The sequence below is a fragment of the Blautia massiliensis (ex Durand et al. 2017) genome (assembly GCF_001487165.1).
Lineage (GTDB): Bacteria > Bacillota > Clostridia > Lachnospirales > Lachnospiraceae > Blautia_A > Blautia_A fusiformis.
Map to the genome: position 1 here is coordinate 2,204,644 of NZ_LN913006.1, position 13,048 is coordinate 2,217,691.

Annotated in this window: 12 protein-coding genes; 7 read left to right on the forward strand and 5 right to left on the reverse strand. The window is 46.3% G+C overall.

Going from position 1 to position 13,048, the window contains the following annotated elements:
• Positions 1-33: 33 nt before the first annotated feature.
• The 7 genes from BN3261_RS11145 (at position 34) to BN3261_RS11175 (ending at position 7,333) form a co-directional block, all read left to right on the forward strand.
• Positions 34-465: an ATP synthase subunit C gene (locus BN3261_RS11145; RefSeq protein ID WP_015525392.1), complete on the forward strand. Its 432-nt coding sequence runs from the start codon at positions 34-36 to the stop codon at positions 463-465.
• 1 nt (position 466) lies between these two features.
• Entirely contained in the window at positions 467-775 is a 309-nt protein-coding gene (locus BN3261_RS11150) for a V-type ATP synthase subunit F (RefSeq protein WP_021653137.1), read from the forward strand.
• A gap of 12 nt (positions 776-787) precedes the next feature.
• The gene (locus tag BN3261_RS11155) at positions 788-1,375 is read left to right on the forward strand and encodes a V-type ATP synthase subunit E (protein ID WP_059086265.1); all 588 of its coding nucleotides are present in this window, start codon (positions 788-790) and stop codon (positions 1,373-1,375) included.
• Positions 1,368-3,137: a V-type ATP synthase subunit A gene (locus BN3261_RS11160; protein WP_015525389.1), complete on the forward strand. Its 1,770-nt coding sequence runs from the start codon at positions 1,368-1,370 to the stop codon at positions 3,135-3,137. The genes BN3261_RS11155 and BN3261_RS11160 overlap by 8 nt, the downstream gene beginning before the upstream one ends.
• A gap of 15 nt (positions 3,138-3,152) precedes the next feature.
• Positions 3,153-4,535 carry a V-type ATP synthase subunit B gene (locus BN3261_RS11165; RefSeq protein WP_015525388.1) on the forward strand — a complete coding sequence of 461 codons (1,383 nt, stop codon included), beginning with the start codon at positions 3,153-3,155 and terminating at the stop codon, positions 4,533-4,535.
• 12 nt (positions 4,536-4,547) lie between these two features.
• Positions 4,548-5,171, forward strand: coding sequence for a V-type ATP synthase subunit D (locus BN3261_RS11170; protein WP_059086266.1), 624 nt, complete (start codon positions 4,548-4,550; stop codon positions 5,169-5,171).
• Positions 5,172-6,001: 830 nt separating this feature from the next.
• On the forward strand, positions 6,002-7,333 hold the full coding sequence (locus tag BN3261_RS11175) for an MATE family efflux transporter (protein ID WP_059086267.1): 1,332 nt from the start codon (positions 6,002-6,004) through the stop codon (positions 7,331-7,333).
• 237 nt (positions 7,334-7,570) lie between these two features.
• Here BN3261_RS11175 and nagB read toward each other — a convergent pair whose 3' ends face one another.
• From nagB to BN3261_RS11200, 5 genes are all read right to left on the reverse strand, one after another.
• Positions 7,571-8,314, reverse strand: a complete 744-nt coding sequence (gene nagB / locus BN3261_RS11180; protein WP_015525385.1) for a glucosamine-6-phosphate deaminase — start codon at positions 8,312-8,314, stop codon at positions 7,571-7,573.
• Positions 8,315-8,417: 103 nt separating this feature from the next.
• On the reverse strand, positions 8,418-9,728 hold the full coding sequence (locus BN3261_RS11185; RefSeq protein WP_021653144.1) for an alpha-L-fucosidase: 1,311 nt from the start codon (positions 9,726-9,728) through the stop codon (positions 8,418-8,420).
• A gap of 30 nt (positions 9,729-9,758) precedes the next feature.
• Positions 9,759-10,604: a carbohydrate ABC transporter permease gene (locus BN3261_RS11190; protein ID WP_021653145.1), complete on the reverse strand. Its 846-nt coding sequence runs from the start codon at positions 10,602-10,604 to the stop codon at positions 9,759-9,761.
• A 20-nt stretch (positions 10,605-10,624) separates the two neighbouring features.
• A complete protein-coding gene (locus BN3261_RS11195; RefSeq protein ID WP_044962507.1) occupies positions 10,625-11,545 on the reverse strand; it encodes a carbohydrate ABC transporter permease in 921 nt (306 codons plus the stop codon).
• Positions 11,546-11,635: 90 nt separating this feature from the next.
• The gene (locus BN3261_RS11200; protein WP_059086268.1) at positions 11,636-12,991 is read right to left on the reverse strand and encodes an ABC transporter substrate-binding protein; all 1,356 of its coding nucleotides are present in this window, start codon (positions 12,989-12,991) and stop codon (positions 11,636-11,638) included.
• Positions 12,992-13,048 lie beyond the last annotated feature (57 nt).

A 13,048-nucleotide genomic window follows, 5' to 3' on the forward strand; every position in this document is an offset into this window, starting at 1 on the left:
TTCAATTAAACGAATATTAAGGAGGTCATCATCATGACAGTCATTACACAGATCACAATCGCAGTTGCACTTGTACTCAGCATCATTCTTCCATTTGGTTATTATCTTCTCGGCGAAAAAAGCCGCGGCCGCTACAAAACAGCTCTTGGTGTCAACGCCTTTTTCTTCTTCGGGATCATGCTTGTTGCCATTGCAGTAACATTTGCAGGCGGAGCTTCCGTACAAGCTGCTACAGGCGCTGACGCAGGCCTTGCAACAGGTATGGGTTACATCGCAGCAGCACTTGTTACCGGACTTTCCTGTATCGGTGGTGGTATTGCCGTTGCCAGTGCGGCAAGCGCAGCACTTGGAGCGATCAGTGAGGATCAGAGCATCCTTGGTAAATCTCTTATCTTCGTAGGTCTTGCCGAAGGTGTTGCTCTTTATGGACTGATCATCTCCTTCATGATCCTGGGTAAACTTTGATATGAAAATGTATCTGATCAGTGACAATATTGATACTCTGACAGGAATGAGACTGGCCGGTGTAGAGGGTGTGATCGTTCATGAGCACGACGAGCTGAAGGAAGCTCTGGAGCGCACCATCGCAGACAAAGAGATCGGAATCATACTCCTGACCGAAAAATTCGGCCGGGAGTTTCCTGAGATCATTGATGATGTCAAGCTTCATCACAAAACACCTCTCATCATTGAAATTCCTGACAGACATGGTACCGGCCGCAGACCTGATTTCATTACATCTTATGTAAATGAGGCCATCGGATTAAAATTATAGGCAGGTGATATTATGACAATTGAAGAGAAGCTTAAACACTTCTATGACACCTCCGTGGACGAAGCACGCCGTCAGGCGGAAAAAGATGTCCGGGAACACAAGGAATCCCTGGATGCCGCACTGGAGGAACATAAAAAAATGTCTCTGGAAAACGCCGCCAGCTCCCGCAAAGCCGAGATTGCAAACGCAAAGCGCGAGATCAACAAGGCACTTTCCGCAGAGCAGCTTCACATCCGGCGTGACTGGACTGCCAGACAGAGCCGCTTAAAAGAAAAACTTTTTGCTGAAGTCCGGGAACAGATCCTGAAATTCATGGAATCTTCCCGTTATGAAGAATATCTTTGTACAAAAATTGAAGAAGCTGTCTGCTTCGCGGAACACGATGAGATCCAGATCTATCTTTCAAAAGAAGATGAACCCCGTCTGAAGTCTCTCACTGTAAAGACCGGTTTCCCGCTGAAGGTTTCCGATGAATCCTTTATCGGCGGGATCAAGGCGATAATCCCTGAAAAAAATATCCTCATCGACAATTCCTTTGAGGAAGGCTATCAGGCAGCTTACAGAGAATTCAAATTTGACGGAGGTCCAGCACATGAGTAAAACAGGTATTATCTACGGTGTTAACGGTCCTGTTATCTACCTCAAGGGCGACACCGGCTTCAAGATCTCCGAGATGGTCTATGTAGGCCCCGAAAAACTGGTTGGAGAAGTCATCGGTCTTAAGAAACATATGACGACCATACAGGTTTTTGAGGAAACTACAGGGCTGAAACCCGGAGAAACTGTTATCGGAACAGGAGACGCTATTTCCGTTCTCCTTGGTCCGGGAATCATCCACAATATTTTTGATGGTATCCAGAGACCTCTGGCAGAGATTGCCCAGGCCTCTGGAAAATATATTTCCCGTGGTGTCAGCGTTGACTCTCTTGACACAGAAAAAAAATGGGAAACCCACATTACCGTAAAGGAAGGTGACGTCATCGGTGCAGGCACGGTTATTGCCGAGACACAGGAAACCGCCTCCATCCTTCACAAATCCATGGTTCCGCCCACGATCACACACGGAACCGTTATCCATGCAGCTCCTGACGGTGCCTATACCGTTCTGGAGCCCATTGTTACCATCCGCCTTGATGACGGAACTGAAAAAGAACTGGCACTTGCCCAGAAATGGCCGATCCGTGTTCCACGGCCGACCTACAAGCGTTTCCCGGCCAGCGTTCCGCTCCTTACCGGTCAGCGAATCCTGGATACCCTTTTCCCTATTGCCAAGGGAGGCACTGCCGCAGTTCCCGGCGGATTCGGAACAGGAAAAACCATGACACAGCACCAGATCGCCAAGTGGTCAGACGCAGATATCATCATCTACATCGGCTGTGGCGAGCGTGGAAACGAGATGACACAGGTTCTTGAGGACTTCAGCAAGCTGATCGACCCGAAATCCGGAAACCTGATGATGGACCGTACCACACTGATCGCCAACACCTCCAACATGCCGGTTGCAGCCCGTGAGGCTTCTATCTATACAGGTGTCACACTTGCGGAATATTACCGTGATATGGGTTATGATGTAGCGATCATGGCAGACTCCACATCCCGATGGGCCGAGGCTCTCCGTGAGCTTTCCGGACGTCTGGAGGAGATGCCTGCAGAGGAAGGCTTCCCTGCATATCTGGCAAGTAAGCTTTCCGCCTTCTATGAGCGCGCGGGAATGATGCAGAACCTGAACGGAACAGAGGGTTCCGTATCCATTATCGGTGCAGTTTCCCCTCAGGGTGGTGATTTCTCCGAGCCGGTCACACAGAATACCAAACGTTTTGTCCGCTGTTTCTGGGGACTGGACAAGGCTCTTGCCTATGCCCGTCACTTCCCTGCCATCCAGTGGCTGACCAGCTACAGCGAATATCTGGAGGACCTGACTCCCTGGTACAGAGAGCATGTCTCCCCGAAATTCGTTTATGACAGAAACCAGATCATGGCTATCCTCAACCAGGAAAGCTCTCTTATGGAGATCGTCAAGCTGATCGGAAGCGATGTTCTTCCGGATGATCAGAAGCTGACGCTGGAGATCGCCAGGGTTATCCGTCTGGGCTTCCTGCAGCAGAACGCTTTTCACCAGGAGGACACCAGTGTTCCTATGGAAAAGCAGTTCCTGATGATGGAAACCATCCTCTATCTCTACGAAAAATGCCGTGCCCTTGTAAACCGTGGCATGCCGGTTTCCGTGCTGAAGGAGGATAAGATCTTTGAACGTATCATCGCCATCAAATACGAGGTTCCAAATAAAGAGCCGGAGCGTTTTGATGAATATCATAAAGATATCGACCGCTTCTACGACAATGTACTGGAAAGAAACGGTTAAAGGAGGGATCAGTTTATGGCAATCGAATATCTTGGCCTGAGTGAAATAAACGGCCCTCTTGTTGTCCTTGAGGGTGTAAAAAACGCATCTTACGAGGAGATCGTGGAATTCCACATGGAGGACGGCACTCAAAAGATCGGCCGTATCGTGGAAATCTATGAGGACAAGGCCGTTATCCAGGTTTTTGAGGGAACTGACAATATGTCCCTCGGCAATACACACACACGTCTTACCGGACATCCTATGGAGATCGGGCTTTCTCCTGAGATCCTGGGACGTACCTTTAACGGTATCGGCCAGCCCATTGACGGGCTTGGCGAGATCACACCGGAGGTCAGCCTGAACATTAACGGGCTTCCGCTGAATCCGGTAACCCGTGAATATCCACGAAACTATATCAACACCGGTATCTCCGCTATTGACGGACTGACCACACTGATCCGCGGCCAGAAGCTGCCGATCTTTTCCGGTAACGGTCTTCCACATGATAAGCTGGCTGCACAGATCGTTCAGCAGGCTTCCCTGGGAGCAGACTCCGATGAGAAATTCGCCATTGTTTTTGCAGCAATGGGTGTGAAATACGACGTAGCGGAATTCTTCCGCAGGACCTTCGAAGAAAGCGGTGCGTCCGACCACGTTGTGATGTTTTTGAACCTTGCAAACGATCCGGTTGTAGAGCGTCTTCTGACACCGAAGATCGCCCTCACTGCCGCTGAGTATCTTGCTTTTGAAAAAGGCATGCATATCCTGGTAATCCTGACTGATATCACCTCCTTCTGTGAGGCCATGCGAGAGGTTTCCTCCTCCAAGGGTGAGATTCCTTCCCGAAAGGGTTATCCCGGATATCTGTACAGTGAGCTTGCAACCCTTTACGAGCGTGCGGGAATCGTCCGTGGCGGCACCGGGTCTGTAACCCAGATCCCAATCCTGACCATGCCAAACGACGACATCACACACCCGATCCCGGACCTTACCGGATATATCACAGAAGGCCAGATCGTACTGGACCGCCAGCTTCACGGTCAGGCGATCTATCCGCCGATCAATGTTCTGCCATCCCTGTCCCGTCTGATGAAGGACGGTATCGGTGAAGGCTTCACACGTGCCGATCATCAGGATGTTGCCAACCAGCTCTTCTCCTGCTACGCAAAGGTAGGCGATGCAAGAGCTCTGGCATCCGTTATCGGTGAGGATGAGCTTTCTCCGCTGGATAAGCAGTACCTTGTATTCGGAAAAGCCTTCGAGGCAGAGTTTGTAGGACAGTCAGAAACAGAGAATCGAAGCATCATCGAAACTCTGGATAAGGGCTGGGAGCTTCTTGGCCTTCTTCCAAGAGAAGAGCTCGACCGTATCGATACCAAAGTTCTGGATCAGTATTACAGAGAAACCGTCCGTTAGTGAGGTGATTTTATGGATCCGAATACCTTTCCCACCAAGGGAAATCTCATACTTGCAAAAAACTCTCTGGCTCTTTCCAAACAGGGCTATGAGCTTATGGACAAAAAGCGTAATATCCTGATCCGTGAAATGATGGAGCTGATCGATCAGGCAAAGGATATCCAGTCACAGATCGATGAGACCTTCCGTACCGCTTATGCGGCTCTTCAGAAGGCAAATATGGAAATTGGAATCGCTTTCGTAGACCAGATCTCTCATACCGTTCCTGTGGAAGATTCCATCCGAATCAAAACCAGGAGCGTCATGGGAACCGAGATCCCTCTTGTGGAATATGACAAAAAAGCAGGCAACACGCCGACCTACGCCTACTACAGCACCAAGCTGTCCCTGGACGAGGCCAAGGCAGCCTTCGAGCGTGTAAAGGAGCTGTCCATCCAGCTCTCCATGATCGAAAACGCCGCCATCCGTCTTGCCACCAACATCAAAAAAACCCAGAAGCGTGCCAATGCGCTGAAAAACATCACCATCCCCAGATACGAAACTCTCACCCGAGATATCACCAATGCTCTGGAAGAAAAAGAGCGTGAAGAGTTTACACGTCTGAAGGTGATCAAACGTATGAAACAAAATAGTTAAAAAAATCCTCCGCAGATCTTTCCGGTTCTGCGGAGGATTTTTTGGTTATCCACATTTATCCACACCTGAAAATGACTTTTCAACACCTTGCAGTGATCGTTTTAACTGGGCACTGTTCTTTTTTATCCTCATTTCCATACATCCGATAGTCCCCCTTTTAAATAGATTAGTTTTTCAAGAATTTACTCATTATTATCTGATTATTTATTTTTATTCTTTTGTATTATGTCTTTTTTGCAATAAATTTTATGATATTTAGAATTTAAAAATGTCAATAGTTTTAAAAACTTTTTTCCCATTTTTTACAATTTTATCATTTTACACAAAACATATGTTTAAATTTATTTATGTAAATCAGGTCATCCACATGGTTATCCTTGTGGATAATGTGGATAAATTTGTGCATAACTTGATTATTGGCGGATTTGCGGATTTTTGTCATGTGGAAAACTTTTTGGAAAGTTTTTCACTTATCCACCATGGTTCGACAAGTTTTGTGCATATTGCCAGAACGACCTTTTCAGGGCTGATATTGCCCGTATCCGCACGCACCTGTCTAATGTTGCCAATCCTCTCCGATTTTATATCAAGCCTTTCTTTTTGCAGCTTTTTATGGTGTTTCTCCTGCGTGCGGTCTTGACATCAGCACTGTTTTTTGTTAATGTGAAAACACTAAAACAACGTGTGGATTTTTCAGTTTTGAACTTTTTTCGCCACACAATCTGTCCGATTCGAGAAGACAGATTGTGTGGCTTTTATTATGCACAAAAAACACGCTCTGTTTTCCGCACCTGATATTCTTACGATTCTGATATAAAGGGGGATTTTTCATGAACAGCACATTTATGAAGGAAAAGCCTGTCGGCCCGCTGCTGGCATCCATGGCGCTGCCTATGGTCTTTTCCATGCTTGTAAACTCACTATACAACATTGTGGACAGCTTCTTCGTGGCACAGATCAGCGAGCAGGCCATGACCGCCCTGTCCCTTGTCTATCCGGTCCAGAACATGATCAACGCCGTTGCCATTGGCTTCGGGATCGGAATCAACGCCAGAGTTTCCTATCACCTTGGCGCAGGGGACAAAAAAATGGCAGACACTGCCGCAACCCACGGATTTTTTCTGTCTGTGATCCACGGGATCCTGATGACTGTGATCAGCATCGCTGTTATGCCCGTATTCCTTCAGATGTACACCCAGGATGAAACAGTGATCCGAATGGGGCTGGAGTATTCTACCATCGTTTTCCTGTTTTCCACAGTAATTGCCATCAGCCTTTTCTTCGAAAAACTTTTCCAGGCTGTAGGACGGATGAAAGTATCCATGCTCGCCCTGCTTGTGGGATGTATCAGCAACATCATCCTGGACCCGTTCCTGATCTGGGGAATCGGCTTTTTCCCGAAGCTGGGTATCCGGGGCGCAGCTCTGGCTACTGGCATCGGCCAGGTGCTCACCATTGCGGTCTATATGGTCTTTTATACCCTGAAGCCTATTCCTGTACGTGTAACACCCAAAGCCCTGAAAACAAGCAAAGTAACGGATCTGAGCCTGTATGCCATCGGTGTTCCCGCGATCCTGAACCTTGCACTGCCATCGTTTCTGATCTCTTTTCTGAACTCCGTGCTGGCCGCTTACTCGGACAGCTATGTGGTGATCCTTGGCATTTATTACAAACTGCAGACCTTCCTGTATCTCCCGGCCAACGGAATCATCCAGGGAATGCGCCCGCTGATCGGTTATAACTTCGGTGCCCGTGAGATGAAGCGTGTGAAAAAAATCTTCCGGCTCACCCTGGAATCCAGCTGTGTGATCATGCTCTTTGGAACCGTTATCTGCCTCCTGGCATCCGGACAGCTTATGGGACTTTTCACAACTACCCCGGAAACCATTGTCGCTGGCTCCAGAGCACTGAAGATCATCAGCGCCGGCTTTCTTGTTTCTGCTGTATCCGTTACCACTTCCGGTGCCATGGAAGGCCTTGGAAAAGGCACGCAGTCCCTTGTAATTTCCCTTTTCCGCTATGTGGTCGTTATCATGCCCACCGCATATCTTCTGTCCCATTTTATGGGTCCTGATGGCGTATGGAACGCATTCTGGATCACAGAGGTGTTTACAGCCATCGTTTCTGTCATGATTTATCACAAAACGTTGAAAAAAGCCTGAGAATGCAAATGTCCGGCCCACCGGCCTGTTTGCAGCCACCTGCAGGTTTACGTCCCGAAAGCACAAAAAGCTTCGATCCACTCTCTGAGCACATCGCTCATCGATGAGAGTTAGATCGAAGCTTTCTTTATTAACCAAATCAGGAAAATCCCATGAGTGATCCCTGATATCCTCTTGACTCAAACGGATATCCGTGATCTGCGTTCATTTAATTCGCGGAAATTTCCTCTGTATCTCTTACAGCAGTCCTTTCTCACGGATCAGCTTTAAAGCGCCTTCATCGGCCACTACCGTCACATCCGGGTGAAGCTGCAGGATAGATGCCGGCACGTTGGGCGTGATCGGTCCGTAGAGAGATTTGTAAAGGGCATCTGCCTTTGCCTCTCCGGTAGCGACCAGAAGGATTTTCTTTGCAGTCATGATGTTTTTGATACCCATGGTATATGCCTGCTTCGGCACATCATCCATAGTCTCAAAGAATCTTGCATTTGCCTTGATGGTGCTCTCCGTAAGGTCTACGCAGTGAGTCTCCTTCTCAAATGCTGCACCCGGCTCGTTGAAGCCGATGTGACCGTTTCCGCCGATTCCAAGCAGCTGCATATCGATACCACCCACGCTGCGGATGATCTCATTGTAATCCGCGCAGGCTTTCTCACTGTCCTCTTCCAGTCCGTTTGGCACATAGGTTCTTGCCTTATCGATATTTACATGGTCAAACAGATTTGTGTTCATAAAATAACGATAGCTCTGATCGTTATCTCCGGAAAGTCCTTTGTATTCATCAAGATTTACGGATGTGATCTGCGAAAAGTCCAGATCTCCTTTTTTGTACCACTCGATCAGCTGCTTGTACATTCCCACCGGTGTGGAGCCTGTAGCAAGTCCAAGAACAGCATTTGGCTTCATGATGATCTGTGCAGACATGATGTTTGCTGCTTTTCTGCTTACGTCATAGTAATCTTTTCCTGTATAAATGATCATAATCTTTTCCCTTCTCCTTATGGTAAAAAAGAACAACCGGATAACTAAGATTCACATATCTCCTGCTTTTCCTGTTGTTCTTTTTTATTATTGATTCGTTTTTTTACTCAGCCATCTCTACTTCGAGAACATAGTCTACCGGGTCAGGAAGTACCGGGTCAGGTCCCAGATCAACGAATGCGATATCCGGGTAATCGCTGTGCATCCATGCATTGGAGATCGGCACCTCATGTCCGTCATCCAGCGCACGCACCTTCACGATCTTATCCTTATCAAATCCCAGAAGCGGAAGTGGTCCCAGTGTATTCTCATAAATATGCACATAGTATTTGTTTCCGTTTCTGGTGATACGTCCGTAATCCGGCTTCGGAATGTTTTCAGCCGGTACACAGCCGTAGATACTGTCATGATTCTTATCCATCCAGCGACCGATCTCAGCTAGGATCGCAGAAGATTCCTTCGGGAATTTACCTTTGGCATCCGGTCCTACGTTCAGGATCATATTTCCACCCTTGGAAACGCACTCTACCAGCTTCTTGATCAGCATGGAAGCCGGTTTGTAATAATGGTCGTTTGCACAGTATCCCCAGTTGTTGTTCATGGTGAAGCATGCTTCCCAGACCATCGGGTTGCCTTCCTTATCGCAGATTCCTTCCGGCGGGATAATCTGCTCAGGGCTTACGAAATCGCCATGGTACGGTGTCGGATCACACTCATACAGGGATCCTCTTCCCTCTCCGCTGGCTTCCAGACGGTTATCGATGATAACCTGCGGCTGTAAGCTGCGCACCATGTTGATCAGCTTGGTTGCGCCCCATTTTTCCCCTCTCATATCGTCGTAGGAGAAATCAAACCAGATGATATCGATCTGTCCGTAGTTTGTACAGATCTCTTCTACCTGATTATACAGATATTCTGTATAACGTGAGAAATCACGGTTCTCATTTCCGCACTCTTTGTGGTTTCTCATCGGATGGATACGATCTCCGTAATGCGGATAATCCGGATGATGCCAGTCAAGCAGTGTGAAATAGATTCCAACCTTAAGGCCTTCCTCACGAAGTGCCTCTACATACTCCTTGATCAGGTCTCTTCCTGCCGGTGTGTTTGTTACCTTGTAATCTGTGTATTTACTGTCAAATAAGCAGAAGCCGTCGTGATGTTTTGCTGTCAGGACTACATATTTCATACCTGCAGCCTTGGCCTCTTTTGCCCACTGCTTCGGGTTGTAGTCTCTTGCATCAAATTCTTTCATAAACGGAAGATATTCTTCCTCAGGTATTTCCTCTACGCTTCGTACCCACTCGCCTCTTGCAGGGATAGAATATAATCCCCAGTGGATAAACATTCCAAAACGGGCATCCTGGTACCACTCCATACGTTTTTCATATTCTTTTCTGTCAAACTGATACATGATTTTTTCCTCCTGTTTAGATTAAAAGCATCAGCCTTTGATAGCTCCGGAAAGCATACCTTTTTCAATCTGTTTATGGAACACGATGTAAATGATAAGCATCGGAATTACGGACATTACTACATATGCAAACTGACTTCCGATCTCCTGTGTATGTGCAGAAGAGAAGTTCAGCATCGCACGTGAAACTGTGAAATATTTGGTATCTGTCATCAGGATCATGGAGAATACAAGTTCACTGTATCCATAGATGAATACGAAGATCGCCTCTGTTGCGATGATCGGCTTGCAAACAGGGAAAAGGATCTTCCACAGCAGCTGCCAGTTGTTACATCCATCAATGATCGCCGCCTCATCCAGGTTCCTGGAGATTCCATCCATGAATCCTGTATAAAGGAATATCGCCTGGGACATACCAAACGCAACATAGATCAGGATCAGGAAGAACAGGTTGTTCTTTGCATTTAATGCTGTTGCAATGTTGTTGATCGGGATCAGTGTACAGTGAACCGGAACCATTACTCCGATCATGAAGAATACATATACCCATTTCAGGAATTTGTAATCTTTTCTTGATAAGATGTATGCTGCCATCATTCCGACTACAGTATTAAATACAGTTGTCAGAGTCGCTACAACCAGGGAGTTCTTGATGGTATTCAATGCATCCGCTGTTTTGTTTGCGCTGATATAGTTCTGGAACATAATCTTCTTAGGGAAGCTTAACAGGTTCAGGTAAATCTCTGAGTTTGTTTTGAAGGAAGCCATTACGGTCACTACTACCGGAAACAGTGTAACAACTGTCCACAGGATCGCGATAATGTACAGCGCTATCTTTCCTCCATGCATTTTCTGTTTATTAGCTGTTTTTTCCATATCGTCTCTTCTCCTTCCGCCTACATTGCAAGATCTTTATCTTCACGGAACAAATGATTGGTCACAAGACTCAGCACAACACCCAGCACTAACAGAATAACGCCGTATGCACTGCTTCGTCCGAACAGCTTATAGGAGAATCCCTGTGTATAAAGCATGATTGAAGGTGTGGAGCTGATATCGTTCGGGCCTCCTCTTGTCATTGCCCAGATGATATCGAATACTTTCAGACATCCTGTAATACACAAAATAGAGAATACCTTGAAGGAGTTTTTCATCAGAGGAAGGATGATATAGCGGATCCTCTGCCATCCTGTAGCACCATCCAGCGCTGCAGCCTCATTTAACTCATCAGGGATCGCCACCAGACCAGCTGCAAAGATCAGCATGTTATATCCGGCATACATCCATTCGTTTACCAGAACAACGATCCAGACGTTTACAGTCTTTATCGTCAGCACATCAGGGATCGTACCATGAAGGCCGAAAATATTTTCAATGGTATTAAAGATACCAAAGTTCGGATTTAACATAAATGTCCACATCAGGGCTACTGCTGTTGTTCCTAACATATTCGGAAGGAAGTAGCAGGTTCTGAAGAATCCGGTTCCCTTGATCTTTGCAGTTACCAGCATTGCGAGACCAAATGAAAGCGGCATCAGGATAACGAAACCACCGATCATAAAGTACACACTGTTGAGCATTGCATTCCAGAACAGCTTATCTGAAAAAATCTTCTGATAGTTCTCAAGTCCTACCCATTGCTTTGCCGCACCAAACATACCGTTCCATTTACGGAATGATAAGCCTACGGTATCAAAAACAGGGTAGATGACAAAAATAACAGTTATTAAAATTGCCGGAAGAAGGAACGCTAAAGAAAGCGTAAGATCTTTTTTATCCAGCTTCTGTTTTACCTTTGGTACAGATTTACCTGCCATATGTATACCTCCGTAATAAACAAGGGGAAGCAGATGATGCTTCCCCCTGTTTCTCTTATCCACACATCATGCGTTCAGTCAAAATTCTCTTTATTCGTAAGCAGACATTTTGTCAACGATATCGTCTCCAACTTCCTGTGCACTTGCGCCTGTCGCTAATGCCTGAAGAGAATTACGGATTGTATCCATAGCTGCTGTGTTGCTGTCATATGTAGGAATCTCAAGTTTAGACTCTGTATTCTCAGCCATGATCGCATTTACATCGTCAAGCAGATAGTTACCTGTATCAATCGTAACCTTCTCAGCATATGTTGTCGGGCTGGATTTGCACATTTCGTTGATGGAATCTACACTTGTAAGGTATTTGATGAATTTAACAGTTGCTGCGATTTCCTCATCGCTCTTGTTTAATGTAGTGATGTAGTATGTATCAGAACCGCCGCCCATCTCTACAGTCTTGTTTGCTTCGTCGATATAAGGAATTCTTGTAACACCGATCTTCTGAGCATCGAAGAGAGTTGTATCGGAGTCATTCTGGAAGTTACCGCAGTTCCATGTTCCGTCAACTGTGAATGCAGCTTTTCCTGCCTCGAACATATTTCTCTCTGTGTTGAAGTCTGTGCTGAGGATTCCGTCTCCCCAGTATCCTGCATCAATCATATCTTTCATCTTCTGATAGATTGCAACCATCTTCTCGCCGTTGTAAGCCTCTTTGTCGCTTGCAAGATCATCTGCGATGCTTGTTCCGTAAGCTTTCAGAGCAAGAGCACTCATCAGATGCTCGAAGTGATAGTTATCTTTGTCAGAGTAGTTGAATGGCTGGATTCCTGCATCTTTTAATTTTGCGCAGGCATCAACAAGATCATCCCAGGACTCCGGAACATCTACGCCAACCTGATCAAGGTAATCTTTGTTGTAGTAGAGACAGAGCTGATAAGCGGACCACGGAATACCATAGGTTCCTTCAATGCCGTCAAACTGTGTTGTCTCCCATGCAAAATCCTGAACTCCCTCTTTCCATTCCGGATACTGTTCAAAGTATGGTGTCAGATCCAGTATATATCCTGCATCTACATACTCTCTTGTACGGCTTCCGCCATACTGAAGGAATGCGTTCGGTACATTACCGGAAGCGAAATCTGTTGTAAGCTTCTCTTCGTAATCAGACTCTGTAGAAATACTCTCATCTGTTACATGGATCTTTCCTTCGTTCTCTTTATTGAACTCTTCAAGTGCTTTGTAATACCATTTAGCCTGTCCGTCTGTATCAGATCCGTTGTTAAATCTGAATGCTACACGAAGCTCAACGTTTTCAAAATCCATATTGTCTACATCGTAGTTTGTGTCACCCTTTGCAAATACGGCGCTTCCTGTTACGCCTACTGTTGACATTGCTGTTACACCGGCGAGACACAGTGTTGCAACTTTTTTCATTCGTTTCTTCATGAATAAATCCTCCCTTAATATGATTTTTTATTATATAGTTTTCCCCTTGATGTTCAT

Bases quoted from the DNA above. Each gene is read 5' to 3' on its own strand.
- BN3261_RS11175 (WP_059086267.1), top strand. From the start codon at position 6,002: ATGAACAGCACATTTATGAAGGAAAAGCCTGTCGGCCCGCTGCTGGCA.
- BN3261_RS11145 (WP_015525392.1), top strand. From the start codon at position 34: ATGACAGTCATTACACAGATCACAATCGCAGTTGCACTTGTACTCAGC.
- BN3261_RS11160 (WP_015525389.1), top strand. From the start codon at position 1,368: ATGAGTAAAACAGGTATTATCTACGGTGTTAACGGTCCTGTTATCTAC.
- BN3261_RS11150 (WP_021653137.1), top strand. From the start codon at position 467: ATGAAAATGTATCTGATCAGTGACAATATTGATACTCTGACAGGAATG.
- BN3261_RS11165 (WP_015525388.1), top strand. From the start codon at position 3,153: ATGGCAATCGAATATCTTGGCCTGAGTGAAATAAACGGCCCTCTTGTT.
- BN3261_RS11170 (WP_059086266.1), top strand. From the start codon at position 4,548: ATGGATCCGAATACCTTTCCCACCAAGGGAAATCTCATACTTGCAAAA.
- BN3261_RS11200 (WP_059086268.1), bottom strand. From the start codon at position 12,991: ATGAAGAAACGAATGAAAAAAGTTGCAACACTGTGTCTCGCCGGTGTA.
- BN3261_RS11155 (WP_059086265.1), top strand. From the start codon at position 788: ATGACAATTGAAGAGAAGCTTAAACACTTCTATGACACCTCCGTGGAC.
- BN3261_RS11185 (WP_021653144.1), bottom strand. From the start codon at position 9,728: ATGTATCAGTTTGACAGAAAAGAATATGAAAAACGTATGGAGTGGTAC.
- nagB (WP_015525385.1), bottom strand. From the start codon at position 8,314: ATGATCATTTATACAGGAAAAGATTACTATGACGTAAGCAGAAAAGCA.
- BN3261_RS11190 (WP_021653145.1), bottom strand. From the start codon at position 10,604: ATGGAAAAAACAGCTAATAAACAGAAAATGCATGGAGGAAAGATAGCG.
- BN3261_RS11195 (WP_044962507.1), bottom strand. From the start codon at position 11,545: ATGGCAGGTAAATCTGTACCAAAGGTAAAACAGAAGCTGGATAAAAAA.